This window comes from Melioribacter sulfuriphilus (assembly GCF_052656625.1).
Genome location: NZ_JBQXXK010000005.1, coordinates 204009 through 219174 on the forward strand (window position 1 = coordinate 204009; position 15166 = coordinate 219174).

The 15166-nt window shown below is 36.7% G+C and carries 15 protein-coding genes; 6 read left to right on the forward strand and 9 right to left on the reverse strand.

Going from position 1 to position 15166, the window contains the following annotated elements; all coding sequences use genetic code 11:
* Positions 1-11 precede the first annotated feature (11 nt).
* The 3 genes from ACUN8G_RS08185 to ACUN8G_RS08195 all read left to right on the forward strand — a co-directional run bounded on the left by ACUN8G_RS08185 (position 12) and on the right by ACUN8G_RS08195 (position 2830).
* Complete coding sequence (locus tag ACUN8G_RS08185) at positions 12-1109, forward strand: ABC transporter ATP-binding protein (RefSeq protein WP_437346246.1); 1098 nt, start codon at positions 12-14, stop codon at positions 1107-1109.
* A gap of 104 nt (positions 1110-1213) precedes the next feature.
* Positions 1214-2560, forward strand: coding sequence for a phosphohexomutase domain-containing protein (locus tag ACUN8G_RS08190; protein ID WP_437346245.1), 1347 nt, complete (start codon positions 1214-1216; stop codon positions 2558-2560).
* A 54-nt stretch (positions 2561-2614) separates the two neighbouring features.
* Positions 2615-2830 carry a hypothetical protein gene (locus ACUN8G_RS08195; RefSeq protein WP_437346244.1) on the forward strand — a complete coding sequence of 72 codons (216 nt, stop codon included), beginning with the start codon at positions 2615-2617 and terminating at the stop codon, positions 2828-2830.
* Between the two features lie 155 nt (positions 2831-2985).
* Here ACUN8G_RS08195 and ACUN8G_RS08200 read toward each other — a convergent pair whose 3' ends face one another.
* Complete coding sequence (locus tag ACUN8G_RS08200) at positions 2986-4116, reverse strand: aminotransferase class V-fold PLP-dependent enzyme (RefSeq protein ID WP_437346243.1); 1131 nt, start codon at positions 4114-4116, stop codon at positions 2986-2988.
* 71 nt (positions 4117-4187) lie between these two features.
* Here ACUN8G_RS08200 and ACUN8G_RS08205 point away from each other — a divergent pair, with 71 nt between their 5' ends.
* The gene (locus ACUN8G_RS08205) at positions 4188-4346 is read left to right on the forward strand and encodes a hypothetical protein (protein WP_437346242.1); all 159 of its coding nucleotides are present in this window, start codon (positions 4188-4190) and stop codon (positions 4344-4346) included.
* Positions 4347-4404: 58 nt separating this feature from the next.
* Here the strand turns inward: ACUN8G_RS08205 and pepF are convergent, their stop codons facing one another.
* The 4 genes from pepF to ACUN8G_RS08225 all read right to left on the reverse strand — a co-directional run bounded on the left by pepF (position 4405) and on the right by ACUN8G_RS08225 (position 9394).
* Complete coding sequence (pepF, locus tag ACUN8G_RS08210) at positions 4405-6285, reverse strand: oligoendopeptidase F (RefSeq protein ID WP_437346241.1); 1881 nt, start codon at positions 6283-6285, stop codon at positions 4405-4407.
* A 29-nt stretch (positions 6286-6314) separates the two neighbouring features.
* Complete coding sequence (locus ACUN8G_RS08215) at positions 6315-8288, reverse strand: OPT family oligopeptide transporter (RefSeq protein WP_437346240.1); 1974 nt, start codon at positions 8286-8288, stop codon at positions 6315-6317.
* Positions 8289-8324: 36 nt separating this feature from the next.
* Positions 8325-9137, reverse strand: coding sequence for a hypothetical protein (locus ACUN8G_RS08220; RefSeq protein ID WP_437346239.1), 813 nt, complete (start codon positions 9135-9137; stop codon positions 8325-8327).
* Between the two features lie 74 nt (positions 9138-9211).
* Positions 9212-9394 carry a hypothetical protein gene (locus ACUN8G_RS08225; protein WP_437346238.1) on the reverse strand — a complete coding sequence of 61 codons (183 nt, stop codon included), beginning with the start codon at positions 9392-9394 and terminating at the stop codon, positions 9212-9214.
* Between the two features lie 76 nt (positions 9395-9470).
* Between ACUN8G_RS08225 and ACUN8G_RS08230 the strand changes: the two genes are divergently transcribed.
* Entirely contained in the window at positions 9471-10055 is a 585-nt protein-coding gene (locus ACUN8G_RS08230; protein WP_437346237.1) for a D-sedoheptulose-7-phosphate isomerase, read from the forward strand.
* Between the two features lie 5 nt (positions 10056-10060).
* On the opposite strand, the gene ACUN8G_RS08235 is transcribed toward ACUN8G_RS08230, so the two are convergent.
* Positions 10061-11335, reverse strand: a complete 1275-nt coding sequence (locus ACUN8G_RS08235; protein WP_437346236.1) for a toxin-antitoxin system YwqK family antitoxin — start codon at positions 11333-11335, stop codon at positions 10061-10063.
* Positions 11336-11395: 60 nt separating this feature from the next.
* On the opposite strand from ACUN8G_RS08235, the gene ACUN8G_RS08240 reads away from it, so the two are divergent.
* The gene (locus ACUN8G_RS08240; RefSeq protein WP_437346235.1) at positions 11396-11794 is read left to right on the forward strand and encodes an acyl-CoA thioesterase; all 399 of its coding nucleotides are present in this window, start codon (positions 11396-11398) and stop codon (positions 11792-11794) included.
* Here the strand turns inward: ACUN8G_RS08240 and menE are convergent.
* The 3 genes from menE to ACUN8G_RS08255 are packed head-to-tail and all read right to left on the reverse strand — an operon-like array spanning position 11777 to position 15166.
* A complete protein-coding gene (gene menE / locus ACUN8G_RS08245) occupies positions 11777-13216 on the reverse strand; it encodes an o-succinylbenzoate--CoA ligase (protein ID WP_437346234.1) in 1440 nt (479 codons plus the stop codon). The two genes, ACUN8G_RS08240 and menE, sit on opposite strands and share 18 nt — an antisense overlap.
* Positions 13209-14276 carry an enolase C-terminal domain-like protein gene (locus ACUN8G_RS08250; protein ID WP_437346233.1) on the reverse strand — a complete coding sequence of 356 codons (1068 nt, stop codon included), beginning with the start codon at positions 14274-14276 and terminating at the stop codon, positions 13209-13211. The genes menE and ACUN8G_RS08250 overlap by 8 nt, the downstream gene beginning before the upstream one ends.
* On the reverse strand, positions 14273-15166 hold the full coding sequence (locus ACUN8G_RS08255; protein WP_437346232.1) for a 1,4-dihydroxy-2-naphthoate polyprenyltransferase: 894 nt from the start codon (positions 15164-15166) through the stop codon (positions 14273-14275). Before ACUN8G_RS08255 ends, ACUN8G_RS08250 begins: the two co-directional genes overlap by 4 nt.

The following is a 15166-nucleotide window of genomic DNA, read 5'->3' on the forward strand; positions in this document are numbered from 1 at the left end:
CCGAGGATAAAATGTCTGAAGTAAATTTAATCAATTTATCAAAAAAATACGATAATAATAAAAAAGTAGTAAATAATGTTAATTTGAAAATCCATGATAAAGAGTTTGTTGTGATTGTTGGTCCTTCTGGCTGTGGAAAATCAACAACTCTTAGAATGATTGCTGGTCTTGAAGAAATTTCAGAAGGGGAAATTTATATCGACGGTAAATGTGTAAATAATTTACCTCCTAAGGATAGAGATATTGCTATGGTATTTCAAAACTATGCTTTATATCCTCATATGACAGTTTATGAAAATATGGCATTCGGACTCAAAGTTAGAAAATTTGATAAACAAGAAATTGATAAACGAGTTAAAGAAGCTGCGCGAATTCTTGGGCTTGAAGAATTATTAAATCGAAAACCAAAAGCACTTTCAGGTGGACAAAGACAAAGAGTGGCTGTAGGAAGAGCAATTGTTAGGAACCCTAAAGTATTTTTGTTCGATGAACCTCTCAGCAATCTTGATGCAAAAATGAGAGTACAGATGAGAGCAGAAATTACTAAGCTTCATAAAAAATTAGAAGCCACAATGATTTATGTTACTCACGATCAAATAGAAGCTATGACTATGGGAGACAGAATTGTTGTTATGAAAGATGGCGTTGTTCAACAAGTCGACACCCCAATGAATCTTTATTTTAATCCTTATAATAAATTTGTAGCGGGCTTTATAGGAAGTCCGGCTATGAATTTTATTAGTGGAAAAATTATTAATGATGGAAAATTAAAGTTCGTCTCGTCGAAAAATGGTCTGAGTTTTTATATTATTCCTGAGTATTACGATAGATTGCAAAAATACTCCAATAAGGAGATAATTCTAGGAATACGTCCTGAACATATCAAATTTGAAAAACCCCAGCGTGATTACTCCAAAATCAGTATAACCACGGAATTAATTGAACCGATGGGAAGCGAATCGATCGTTTACTTTACTATCGACGATGTGCAATTTACAGCAAAAATTAATATGGTAAACGAGCTTCATCTTAATGAAACTATTGAGTTGTATTTTGAACTTAATAATCTCCATTTCTTTGATAAAGATTCGGAAATCAGTATAATTTGAATTTCTACTATCAGTTTTAACTAACTAGTAGAACATTAATTCCCATCAATAAATCATATTATTCGAATTTTCCTTATCTTTGCATAATTAATTTTGGAGGTGGCATGGATAAAATCCCTGGCTTTAAAGCGTATGATATCAGAGGTAAGGTCCCATCTGAGTTGAACGTTGATTTAGCTTATAAAATTGGACGAGCTATTGTAAAATATCTCAATGCTAAATTAATAGTAATTGGCCACGACGTACGCCCTTCATCTCCTGAATTGTCCGATGCCCTTGCAAAAGGAATTACAGAGGCGGGATGTGACGTTATCGATATAGGATTATGTGGCACAGAAATGATCTATTTTGCAACTCCTCATTTTAATGCCGATGGCGGAGTTATGATAACTGCAAGTCACAATCCACCCGAATATAATGGCCTTAAATTTGTTAAAGAAGGTTCTAAACCCCTTGGATACGAATCAGGTCTAAACGAAGTTGAAAAGATGATACTTAATAATGATTTAGGCGAGATTGCAAAGTTTAAAGGCACCATACAAAAGAAAGATATAATGGATGAGTTTATTAATCATTTAAATAAATTCTACAATCCTGAAAAAATTTCTCCTTTCAAAGTTGTTGTAAATGCTGGAAACGGTTGTGTCGGACCGGCACTCGATAAACTCGAAAAGTTTCTTCCAATTAAAATGGTAAAGGTTTTTCACGAACCCGATTCACGATTTCCCAATGGAGTACCAAATCCATTATTACCAGAAAATCGCCAACCAACTATCGATGCTATTAAAGAGAGTGGTGCCGATTTAGGCGTTGCATGGGACGGCGACTACGACCGCTGCTTTTTCTTCGACGAACATGGTAATTTTATCGAAGGCTATTATATTGTAGCATTGCTGGCCAAATCAATCTTACGAAATCATCCTGGCGAGAAAATTGTTTACGATCCACGCCTTACATGGAACACTATCGATACCGTTGCTAAAGCTGGTGGGATTCCAGTCGTTTCGAAAAGCGGGCACGCTTTTATTAAACAAAAAATGAGAGAGGTTAATGCAATCTACGGCGGCGAAATGTCGGCTCATCACTACTTTAGGGAAAATTCCTACTCCGATAGCGGACTAATCCCGTTTTTATTGGTACTTCAACTTCTTTCAGAAGAAAATACCAAGTTATCAGAGCTCGTAGGCGAAATGATTAAGGCTTATCCATGCTCAGGTGAAATAAATTCCAAAATCGCAGATCCCACAGGCAAATTAGCTGCTATTAAAGAAAAATATAGCGACGGAAAGATCGACGAGCTCGACGGTGTAAGTGTGGAATATCCCGATTGGCGTTTTAATGTTAGAATGAGTAATACGGAACCTTTACTTAGACTCAATGTGGAAGCCAGAGGCGATATTGAATTAATGCGCAAAAAAACAGAGGAATTGCTTAACTTTATCAGGGGTTAGAACATTTTCTATTATATATCGTCTAATAAGGACAATAAATAAGGGAGAATAATTATGAGCGACAAGGAAAAACCAATTGATGTGGATAAATTGCTTCAGAACAAACTCAAAGGAGTAAGCGTAAATACACTTGAAAATGCTATCGCAAAAGTTATAAGCGAGCTGGTTGGTGAAGATTATAAGTGTACCATCAGCGAAGTGAAATATACTCTTTTTAGTGGTGCCGATTTTCACGTCAAAGTGGAATTGACTTATAGCCCCAACGAATAAAAATCAATCGGATGCACGGATTTAATTGTAACCGTGCATCTTTTTTTCCCTTATTATTCCAGATTTCTATACAAAAGTAAAAATAGTCTGCTTCAATCGATAGGAAAAACTACTTAGCAATCGAATCTGTTCTTCTGCATGTGGGAGAGATTTCTTTACATTGATTTTTTAAGGATGTCAATTGTCATATCTATTTCGTCGCTCGTATTGTAAAAATGAGGTGAAAACCGGATTAGCCCTTGTCTAAGCGAACAGTGGATCTGATGTCTCGCAAGTTCTTCGAATATTTTTTCAGGATTGTCGACGATTATTGTGACTATACCAGCTCGGTTCCTTTCAGGAATATTTTTTAACATTGGCTCGAAGCCCGCTTCGGATAACTGTTCGATAAAATAGTTTGTGTTAGCGAGAATTCTTCTTTCGATGTTTGCGATTCCAAGTTGTGTAAAAATGTCGAGCATCGTATCGAATAATGCCACGCCAAGCGTATTGAGTGTGCCGTTTTGAAAACGGTCGGCATCTTTTTTTAGAATAAGGTTATAGTCCAATAAATTCCAGGCATCTTCAACCGAAGTCCAGCCTACGAATTTCTGATCAATTCTCTCTTGTAATTCTTCTGAAATAAAAAAATAGGCCAGACCTTCCATAGACATCAACCACTTCTGAGTGCCGCCAGTAAGAAAATCTACATTGAACTTTTGTACGTCAGTATCAATTGCTCCGACGCCCTGAATTGCATCTACGCAAAAAATAATTCCTTTATTACGACACAGTTTCCCGATTTCATCAATATTTGCTCTGTAACCGCTAAGAAATTGAACCGAGCTGATCGAAATTAATTTCGTTTTCGCGGTAATTGCTTGTTCGATGTCTTCGATGTCGACTATACCATTCCTGTTTTTAACAATTGTTAATTCAACGCCGTGCTTCTTAAGATTTAAGAAAGGATATACATTCGACGGGAATTCAAGATCGTTAAGAATTATTTGGTCGCCCGTTTTCCATGTTAATCCCTGTGCAAGAATATTGATACTATTGGAAACATTATCTGTCCATGCAATTCTGTTGCTTTTCGTGTTAAGGAGTTGCGCGAGTTTGGCTTTTGCAGAGGCGTTCCATTTCAAAAAAAATTTAAAGTTCTCGATTTTTTCACCGCTCCTCTGACGTGAATACAATTCCAATCTATCGAGCAAAGGCTTTGACCACGGGCCGAGAGCAGCATGATTGAAATAGATTTGTCCCGTTTTTATATGTGGGAAGAGATTTCTGATTTCATTTATTTCCATAATTTTTTCCGTACTATTTAAAAATTTTCGTTTTCAATTCGATAATAAATCAGAGATTCGGGAATTGAAAAGTGAACAAGTTATTAGAATTAGCCGTAGCATTTTACGGAGTTTTGATACCGAAGAGATATAAGGAGAAGTTCTGTAGATTGGTGATTGAATATCTCGACGAACGTTACTCCGTTGAAACTGCAATCGGAATGGCCTTGAGAAAATTGAAACTGAATTGAAATAAAGGGCTAGTTGACCCATAGTTATTGAAAGCCCCGCAGTGCGGGGCTGATTGTATTAATTTTTGTTTTTATCTAAAATTTCTTCTATCATGTCGATTACTTTGTTCATCTTTGCCATTGTAAGATCGAATGCTTCAGAAGAAAGTGGATCGATACCTGCCTTTCTTATCAAATCAATTGGATATTCCGAGCTACCACCTTTCAATATATGGTAAAATTTATCTACTGCGGGCTGCCCTTCTTTAACAATTTTCTCGGCAAAAGCTGTGGCATAAATTAAAGATGTAGAATATTGATAAACATAATATGTGTAATGTACAAAATGGGGAATGTATGCCCATTCGTAAGCAACATAAGGGTCAACAATGCAAATTCCTTTGTCGTTGCCGTAATACTTTTTTACAATGTTATAATAAATTTCGCTCAAATCGTCGCCTGTGAGAGGCGCGCCGTTTTCGATTCGTTTATGGATTTCCCATTCAAATTCGGCAAAGGAGGTCTGTCTGAATATTGTCGTTCTGAGCAAATCGAGATAAGAGCCCAAAAGATAAAGTTTCTCTTCGTCTGATTTAACATTATTTACCATATAATTATTGAGCAGAGTTTCGTTTATTGTCGAAGCAATCTCTGCGACGAATATCGAATACTGAGAGTTTACAAATGGTTGATGTTTATTTGAGAAATAGCTGTGCATTGTATGACCCAGTTCGTGAGCCAGTGTCGATACAGATTCATAATCATCTGTCCAGTTCATAAGTATGTAAGGGTGATAATCGTATGCAGCACCAGATGAATAAGCACCACTTCGTTTTCCTTTATTCGGAATGAAATCGATCCATCTTTCTTTAAATGCTTTTTCTACCGTCCCGACGTATTCTTTGCCCATAGGTCTGAAAACGTCGAGCAACAATTTTTGGCCTTCTTCTACGGTGAATTTAAACTCAACTGATTTTACAAGAGGAGTGTAGAGATCATAATAATGAAGAGTGTCGACTCCAAGCATTCTTTTTTTTAATTTAAGAAAACGATGGAGTGTTGGTAGATTTTTATGAATCTGTTCAATTAAGTTTTCATAAACAGAAACTGGGATATTATTAACATTGAGAGAACTCTCCAGGACAGAATTATATTTTCTGTTTTTTGCATAGAAATAATCGGCTTTTAGCTTACCGACCAGATTTGCGCCGATGGTGTTGCGGAATTTTTTATAGTTTTCGAATGTCGATTGCATTACCAATTGACGGTCAGCTCGGTTTTCGACACCTCGATATTTAGTATAGTTTGCTGAGGTCAATTCAACTTCCTCGCCAGTGGAAAGTTTTATGATGGCATTCGGTTTTTCAGCATTGTCGAATATGCTGTAGACTTCGCCTGGGGTTGAAGTAATTAAACCGGCACTTGCCAGAATAGCCTCTTCATTTTCGGAGAGAGTATGATCTTCGAGACGAAGTATATCCAGTAGATAGAATTTGAATTCATCCAGTTCCTTTTTTTCATCAAGGAAGCGCTCGATTTTTTCCCGTCCCACTTTCAAAATTTCCGGATTTATGAATGAAGTGACTTCAGAGAATTTAGTGCCGAGCGTAGTTGCTTTTTGATTAAGTGCCTGGTTTGAACTTATTCTAAGGTCTTCGTCTGCAAGCCTGAAGGCGTAATCGGAAAGTTTGTAATAATCCTTCAGCAGATTAAAATAAGTTTTTAACGCATTGTATAAAACATCGGCGTTTTTTCCAAGCATCCCTTTGTACTGTGAAAATTTTTCAATCTCCTTCTCGAGCCGATCGTGTTCCATAGTCCACTCTTCGGCGCTTTTGTAAAGTATGGAATTATCCCATTTGTATTTATCAGGCACTTCGTTTCTTTCGAGCACCTGCGATTTACCACTTTGGAACATAGCAAAGACCATAAATAATGTTAGAAAAAATTTGGGTTGCATAATAGTAATCCTTGATTAATTTTTCAAAACTATTCTCCTTTACGTGCTCTGAGAGCATCCCAGGTCATATAAATACTAATTAATAAAAACATAATAATAGCGAGTAGTTCAGCTGAATGCGATTCCTGCCAGTTATGATTGACCCAGTTATAACCGACATATCTGAGTATTGCGCTCAAGACTCCGAAAAGTGCACCGCCTGCAATGAAGCCGGATGCAATTAAAGTTCCTCTTTCGCGACGTGAGCTGTTTAAATTTTCGTCTTTACTGCGAGTCGATACGAAATGAGCAATCAAGCCTCCTGCGAGTAATGGTGTGTTCAATTCGAGAGGAATATACATTCCGAGAGCAAAAGGAAGTGCTGGAATTTTTATCATTGTAAGGATTAGTGCCAGAAATGCGCCTGCAAGATAAAGAAGCCAGGGTGCAGGCTGATTGGACATCAAAGGTTTGATAACGGCAGCCATTGCATTTGCCTGCGGTGCTACAAGAGCATTTTCTCCAGTAAATCCGTATGTTTCATTTAATACCATTATTATCCATGCTACTGTAGCTGCAGAAAATACGGTACCAACAAATTTCCATTTTTCCTGTTTGTAAGGCGTCGAACCAAGCCAGTAACCGATCTTAAGGTCTGTAATAAATGCTCCAGCTTGTGAAAGCGCTGTACAAACTACACCGCCTATTATTAGTGCAGATACCATTCCTGAAGTACCTGTAAGTCCAACCGATACAAGTACTACAGAAGAAAGGATCAATGTCATCAAGGTCATTCCTGAAACAGGATTGGTTCCAACAATTGCGATTGCAGTTGCCGCAACGGTTGTAAATAAGAAAGATATAATTAGCACAATTAAGAGACCAATAAGAGCATGTAAAAGATTGTTGACTATACCAAATAAAAAGAAAATAAAAATTAAAATTGCTGTAATAAATATACCGACGAAAATTATTTTCATCGGTAAATCTCTTTGTGTACGTTCTTTATTCTCATTTACTTTTTTGCCAAATAATTCCTGAAAACCGAGCGTGAAAGCTTTTTTAATAATTCCAGAGGAGCGGATTATTCCGATAAATCCTGCCATAGCAATACCGCCAATACCAATATGACGTACGTAACTTCTGAAAATTTGTTCAGCTGTCATATCTTTAATTAGAAAATTTATATTAACACCGATAGGCGTGGTAATATAATCTCCAAAGTATGCAATGATGGGAATGATAACGAACCATGAAAGGAAGGAACCGGCGGTAATCAACGAAGAATATTTAAGCCCGATTATGTATCCAAGTCCGAGAATAGCTGAACTCACATTCAATCTAAATTCGAGTTTAATTTTGTCGGCTATCGACTGACCGACAGGAATTACCTTTGTAGTAAAGATTTCGCGCCACCAACCGAAGGTTGCAACAACGAAATCGTAGATACCTCCGATTAAACCAGCAGTAACAAGTACTATTGCATGTTTGCCACCTTTTTCGCCGGCAACCAGAACCTCTGTTGTAGCAGTGGCTTCGGGAAATGGAAATTTGCCGTGCATTTCCGAAACAAAATATTTTCTGAAAGGAATAAGAAAAAGAATTCCAAGAAAGCCTCCCAGAGCCGATGCAAGAAATATTTTAAAAAATTCAGCTTCAAGGTTAAGAATATAGAGAGCTGGAATAGTAAAAATTGCACCAGCCACAATTGTACCGGACGTAGCACCTATCGATTGAATAATTACATTTTGTCCAAGAGCACCTTTCTTTTTCAATGTAGCTGAGAGACCAACAGCAAGGATTGCAATTGGTATTGCTGTTTCGAAAACTTGACCAATTTTTAATCCAAGATAAGCTGCTGCTGCAGTAAAAATTATTGCCATAATTATTCCGGTAATGACCGTGTAAGGTGTTACCTCCGGATATTCTTTATCCGCAAGCATAACCGGAATATATTTTTCGCCGGGTTGTAGCTCCCTGTAGGCGTTTGACGGGAGACCTTTTGTATTGTGAGTCTCGTTCATGCAACACTCCTATTTTGTTAGGATTTGTATTGTGTATCAAAAGTTATTGTTTAACTTGCTATAATCCAGTTCCGAGCCTAAAGTGCTGTGTGGTATGAGATAAACGATAAACATCAACAATGCAGCTCCAATGACCCATTTCTCCGATGCAGGTGATTTTTTCAATTTCAGAAAAGCAACAATCCAGCCGACCATTGCCACGAGAGTTTTATTATCCGTTAAATCGTAGCCAAAAGGTAAACCCGTCCAGAACTCTCCGAAAGCGTAATATTGCATTAGAGGTCCGAGTATAAAACCTCCGACAAACAAAAGGAGTATTGTGGCGAGCGTGTAATATTTCAAATTGCCATTTTTGACAAATGCTTCCAATCCCGTTCGCACACCAAATAACATCGCTAAAAACATAATTATTATATGTGGAATAAGAATGATTGAGGGAACATCACCTTTAAAACGAATCACTATTGTTTTGTCGGGTGGAAGATAAATGGTATTCCCATTATTGCGAAGTAGGATATAATATTCGAGTTTGCCTGCGGGAGGTTGCTTGGGCAAGGAAGCTGTCAAGATTGAGTCGCCACTCATTTCAATCTTATAGTATTCTTTGTCGAATTTGTACCTCCGCCAGAAAACCATCCCTTTAATCTTAGCTCCTTTTGTATCGATTGAAATTTGATAATCATTTTCTGAACTGTGGCTTCTGAGTAATTTGTATTCAATTATTCTGTTCGCAAACTCAATTTGGTTTTTGTAAGGATAGGTTGGCCCGGTCATTCGTTGATAAACTGCAGATGATAATGTTATCAAAAAAGCAATAATCCAGAAAAGTAATTTCTTTGATTTTGTCATATCTGTTTTTTTAATAATAAACGCAACTTATGAAATCTATCAGATTTAACCAAAGAAAGAGGTTCGATACAAAGTTATTTACGAGCCAGGCATTTATTATTCTTGTTGTTGTACCTCTTAAAATATTTACACCATACGGCCAATTCTTTTCTGCAGGCACCGATTGCCTCCGGATTTGTAAAATCGGCATACTTACACGTGTAATCGCAAAATAAGGGGAAATCGTGTAACTCTGCATTATTTTTCTTTTTTGCCATAGTATCTTCTGTTTATTAAATGAATTATAATAAAGTTTGTTATTTTTGAATAGAATAATAAATGGAAAAATAACGAATGTTCAATAGAAATCAATTTTTAAAAGATTCTTTGCAGGAAAGTGCCGAAACAAAATTAAATATAGAAAAAGAATGTGCAGAAGATATATTCAAAGCAGTCGATTTGATTAAAGAAGCGTATCTCTCCGGTAAGAAAGTATTGTTATGCGGTAACGGGGGCAGTGCTGCCGACAGCCAGCATATTGCAACTGAATTAATGGTAAGACTTAGTCACCATATCGAAAGACCTGCATTGCCGGCAATTGCTTTAACTACCGATTCTTCTAATTTAACTGCGGGTGGTAACGATATTGGATTTGAAAACATTTTTGCACGAAATGTCGAAGGACTTGGCAACCAAGGAGATATTCTAATAGCAATTTCGACGAGTGGCAATTCGGTCAATGTTATAAAAGCTGTAGAAAAAGGGAAAGAAAAAGGCTTGAAGTCGATCGGAATGCTCGGTGGTAACGGAGGTAAATTGTATTCGATGGTTGACGTAGCAATAGTTGTTCCATCAAAAAATGTACAAAGAATCCAGGAAGGACATATAACAATCGCACACATAATCTGTGAGATAGTGGAAAATGAATTGTTTGGATAACAAGATTATTCGAGTGGTTCTCCCTGGTTAAAAAACTGTTCTCGAATAAGATTACCTTCTTCATCGTATGTAAATGCTTTGCCATTAATCAGATTATCTTTGTATGTAATAAAGTCTGCAAGCTTACCATTGGGATGATAATATTTTGAAATTCCTTGTCGCAAACCATTCTGGAAAAATTCTTCGGCTTTGATATTCCCGTTTTTATAGAAAGTTTTTACGTAGCCGGAAAGTTTGTCGTTTTTATAAAACATAATGCTTTTTACTTTGCCGCTTGGATAAAATGTTTTAGCCTCGCCTTCCCGCATGCCATTCACATAATTAATCTCAGCAATTTTAATTCCGTCTTCGTTAAAAAGTGTTGCCAGGCCGTTTTTCATTCCAAAGTTAAATTTTGCTATCTCTTTCAATATTCCGCCGTCATAATAGAAACGTGCTTCGCCTTCTGCTTGACCATTATTATAATGGATTTCTTCTTTGACGAACCCAGTATCGTAATAACGAACAATATTACCGTCAAGTTTGCCTTCTTTGAAGTGCAGGGTAGCCCTTAAAGTACCATTATCATAATAATCTGAAAAGCTCTCTTCAACTTTGTCGAATTTCCCACCTACGTCATATCTTTCACGTTTTACTATCTGACCATTGACATAAGTGTCGATAACTTTTATAGAACCGTCTGGATAATAAAAATATGAGTTGCCGTCGAGTAGGTCGTTTTTGTAGTTAGCCTCGAGAGCAACCACGCCGAAGTCGTAATAAACCCGGCTTATTCCCTCGAGCTTGTCGTCTACATAATTTCTTTCGACTTCGAGTTGACCATTTTCATAAAATATTTTTGAAACGCCGTTTAATTTTCCATTTCGGTAACTCCAGATGCCCTGAATGGCTCCGCTCTTGTAATAAGTTTTACTGAATCCTTCTAATTTATCGTTTACATAATTTGGCTCTGCCCATAGTTCGCCTGATTCGTAGTACCATCTGGATACACCTTCAAGTTTGCCATTAACATAATTCCATTCCATACTCTTTGTGCCGTCTTCGAAATACCAGACAGAAATCCCTTCTTCGAGGCCGTTTTTGAAATTCCACTCTTTCCATAGTTGACCGTTTTCATAATATTCACGGTAAATGCCCTCTTTTTTCCCGTCGACATAATAACCTTCGGATTTAACCTGTCCGTTTTTATAATATTCTTTTCTAAGTTCCGGTTTCGATTGAGCTAATAATATTATCGGAAGAATGAGGAAGAATATTATTTTTATTAACTTATATTTCATTATCATAGTTAAATTTATCGGGACAAATATAAAGCTAATAAAATCAAATGGGTATTCGATATGCACAAATTCAAACAGACAATTCGCTTTTATGACTCTGACCCAGCCGGAGTTTTATTCTACGGGAATCTGCACAGATATTTGCATGCCGCATACGAGGATTTTTTAGTGAGCAACGAACTGAAGAAATATTTTACAGGTAATGAAATTCTTCTACCTGTAATTCATTCAGAAGCAGATTTTTATAAGCCTTTAATACCGTTTGATGCCGTAACGATTAATGTAACGGTAACGAAATTAAGGGATTCTTCTTATGAAATTAGTTATGAAGTTTTTAATGAGAAGGAAGAACTTGTAGCGACAGGACGTACAGTTCACATTGCCGTCGACACGAATTTTAAAAAAATGAAAATTCCAGATGACCTTAGAAAAGTGCTGAAGTTACATTTGATTCAATAGTTTTAATAATTTTTTCAAATTTATTTTTCCCATTTCATTGCGGGGAATTTCGGAGAGGAAATAAAATTTCTTGGGGATTTTAAAAGACGAAAGGAACGTTCTTAAATCGTCTTTAATTTTTGTTTCATTAATTTCAAAATTTTTTTTAATAACGACAACGGCTGAAATTCGTTTGCCCCATTTTTGATCACTTTCTGCAAATACATACGCATCTTTGATATATTCGAGTGCTAAGAGTGCAGTTAAAACTTCTCGTGAGCTTACGTTTTCGCCGCCTGTGATTATTATATCATCGCGACGTGCTTCAACGTAAAGAAATCCGTCTTTGTCAATAAATCCCCAATCGCCAGTACGGAAATATTTTCCAGTACGATAAATTTCCTCAGGGTATTTCGTGCCAATAAAATTAGAAAGTGAATTAACGTAAATTTCTCCAGACTCACCAGCTGGTAACTCTTTATCGCCTTGCATTATTACAATTTCGCAGCCGGGCATTGGCTTACCGGATGAAGCGATTTTATCTCTATGTTTTCTGATTTCCAGTGCTGTAACCATTGAGCATGTTTCGGTGGACCCATAAACCTTCACGGTGTTCCAGCCTGCGTCGAGAGCTCTGCTTAGTAATTCAAATTCGGCAGGCGCACCACCGAGAAAAATTGTTTTGGCAACCGGTCGGAAATTTTCGTCAATTAGAATTTTCAATTGAGTTGGTACCAGCGATAAAAAATCGAAACTCTCTTCCTTCAGTATTTTTTTCACCGATTCAAAAGAAGGATCCTGAAGCAACTTAATTTTGTGACGCAAAATAAGTGACCGGCAGAAAATCATAAATCCACCGATGTGATAAAAAGGTAACGAAGCCAACCAGCGGGATTCTTCAGCTGGATCGAAAAACTCTGAAAAAGATAGAACACTTTTGTAAATAGTGTCGAACGTATGGACAATCCCTTTCGGCATTCCACTGCTTCCCGAAGTCAACATAATAACAGCAACTCGAGATGAATTGAACTGATGTGCTATCGATTCTTCGCCTGCATTATTGAGAAACAAAGACTCTACTTCGATTGAAGGAATATCAATTTCCAACAGTTCAACATTGCTATCGTGCAATAATATGTCGGGTTTTATCTTCTTTAATAACTCATTCAATTCATTTGGAGTAAGCCGGTAATTAAGTGGAATTACTGCAGCACCCGAAAGCCACAGTGCATTCACAATTATAAAAAAATTAAATTGGTTTTTTATTAACAATCCAACCGTAGAATCCGATTTAATACCACAGGTTTGTAAAGACCGAAGAATTTTTGTAACCGTCTCATAAATTTCTGTATATGTATAGTTCCGGTCTTCATATTCTACTGCAACAGATGATGGAAAATTTTGAACTGCAGATAAAAGCCAGTGATTGTTATTTTCAATCAATATAATTCTTCCAGTTAGTTTCTATTGATCTAAATACTTCTTCAAAATTTTTATCAAGAGCTGAAAAATCAAATTCAATTTTACCTTTTTTAATTGGGAACGGATCGTAGAACGATGTTTCGAGCATATCATAAACATCAAGGCCATGCACTGATTCGGGCATCGTAAAAGAGGCAATAAATGTCAAAACGGATTTGCCCAGAGTTGTTTCAAAAGCCGACGAGATTACGGTTTGTTTATTTAGCTTTCGTGCATAATTAATTAAGTCGATAGTTTTAAAGATGCCGAAACGGATAGACGGTTTAACGACAATATGTTTGATGTCGTAATTCTGTAAAATGTCTAATGTTTCGTTAAAGTCGGGCAAAGTTTGGTCGAGTGCTATGTGCACTTTACTATTGTTTGCTAATTTTAAGTTGTCATCTAAACTGCACGTAGGATCTTCGATATATTCGATATTAAATTTTTCTAATGAAGGCAGGCGGTCTAAAGCTGCATTGTAGTCCCATTTACCGTTGACATCGAGGCGCAGAATAATCTTCTCACCATAAAGAGAGCTTATGCTTTTTAATAATTTCAAATCGTCATTAAAATTGTCTCTGCCTGCTTTGATTTTAATTACGGAGTAATCTGCGTTTACTTTTGTGGCAATTTTTTTCAGTGCAGCGTCAATATCGGTTAAATCGATAATGGCATTCACGTTAAGAGTGCGTAATTCTGTTAATGGCCTATAATAAAGATTCTTTTTCTTTAGAAGATAAAATAGCAGCGCTTGCTCTAATCCGAAACGAAGCGAATCTTCAATTTTCATTGTTTTTATATATTCGATACAATCTGCAGGATTTTCGGGCAGATCGCTAAGCAATGAGACTAATTCATTAATAATATTCTGCGGATTGGAATCAGAAGCTAAATTTACTTCTCCATAAGGGAAATAATGTTTGTCAATTTCGAATTTAATTATAAGAAATTCTTTTTGATTGAAGTTGGTAGTGGCATTTGAAAAAGTGTTTTTAAACTTGAGGGTAAATTTAAAATATTTATCGATGCCAATTTTCATAACAGTATACCAGCCGCAAATAGTATTCCGTAAATTGCAGAGAGTTTTGCGGTAAGTTCAAGAGTACGATTTAGTTCTTTTCCCTTTAACGTGAATATCATCCTGATTAATTTAATTGACAAGGGCAGGCTTAACAGAGGTAAAAATACTGTAAGAGTATTTTTATAAGTAAAGTATACAACAAACAAGACTGTATACGATAGAATCATAAAGAAGATGTATTGATATCGAGTAAATTTTTCGCCCATTAATACGGCCAATGTATTTTTGCCATTCAATCGGTCTTCTTCTCTATCGCGGTAATTATTTACTACAAGAATGTTGGTAATTAATGCTCCAACAGGGACAGAAGCCCAGAAAGCAAGTGGGGAAATCCGACCTGTTTGGACATAATATGTTCCTGTAGTTCCGATGAAACCAAAAAACAGAAACACTGCTATATCGCCCAAACCATTATAAGCAAGGGGGAGTGGTCCAGCAGTATAAGCGATTCCAGCTATTATGGAAATAATTCCAATAACCAGAATTAACCAGCCTCCGAGATATACAAGATATAATCCCATAATAAAACTGAGTCCAAATGTAAATGCAACAGCGAGTTTCATCTCTTTGACGGAAATTAATCCAGATGCTACCGCTCTTTGTGGACCTGTTCTTTCTTTTTTATCGGTGCCATGTAAATAATCGTAAAGGTCGTTTGCGAAGTTGGTACCTATTTGAATCAAGATTGAACATAAAAGGGCAAAAAGAGCTGCCACAGGATTAAACATGCCGTCGTAAACGGCTATTGAGGTACCTACAATAACGGGTACTACAGCAGCCGGTAAAGTTTTCGGTCTACTGGCAAGTATCCACGCATCGATTTTGGAAATAGTAGTGGAATTGCTCAT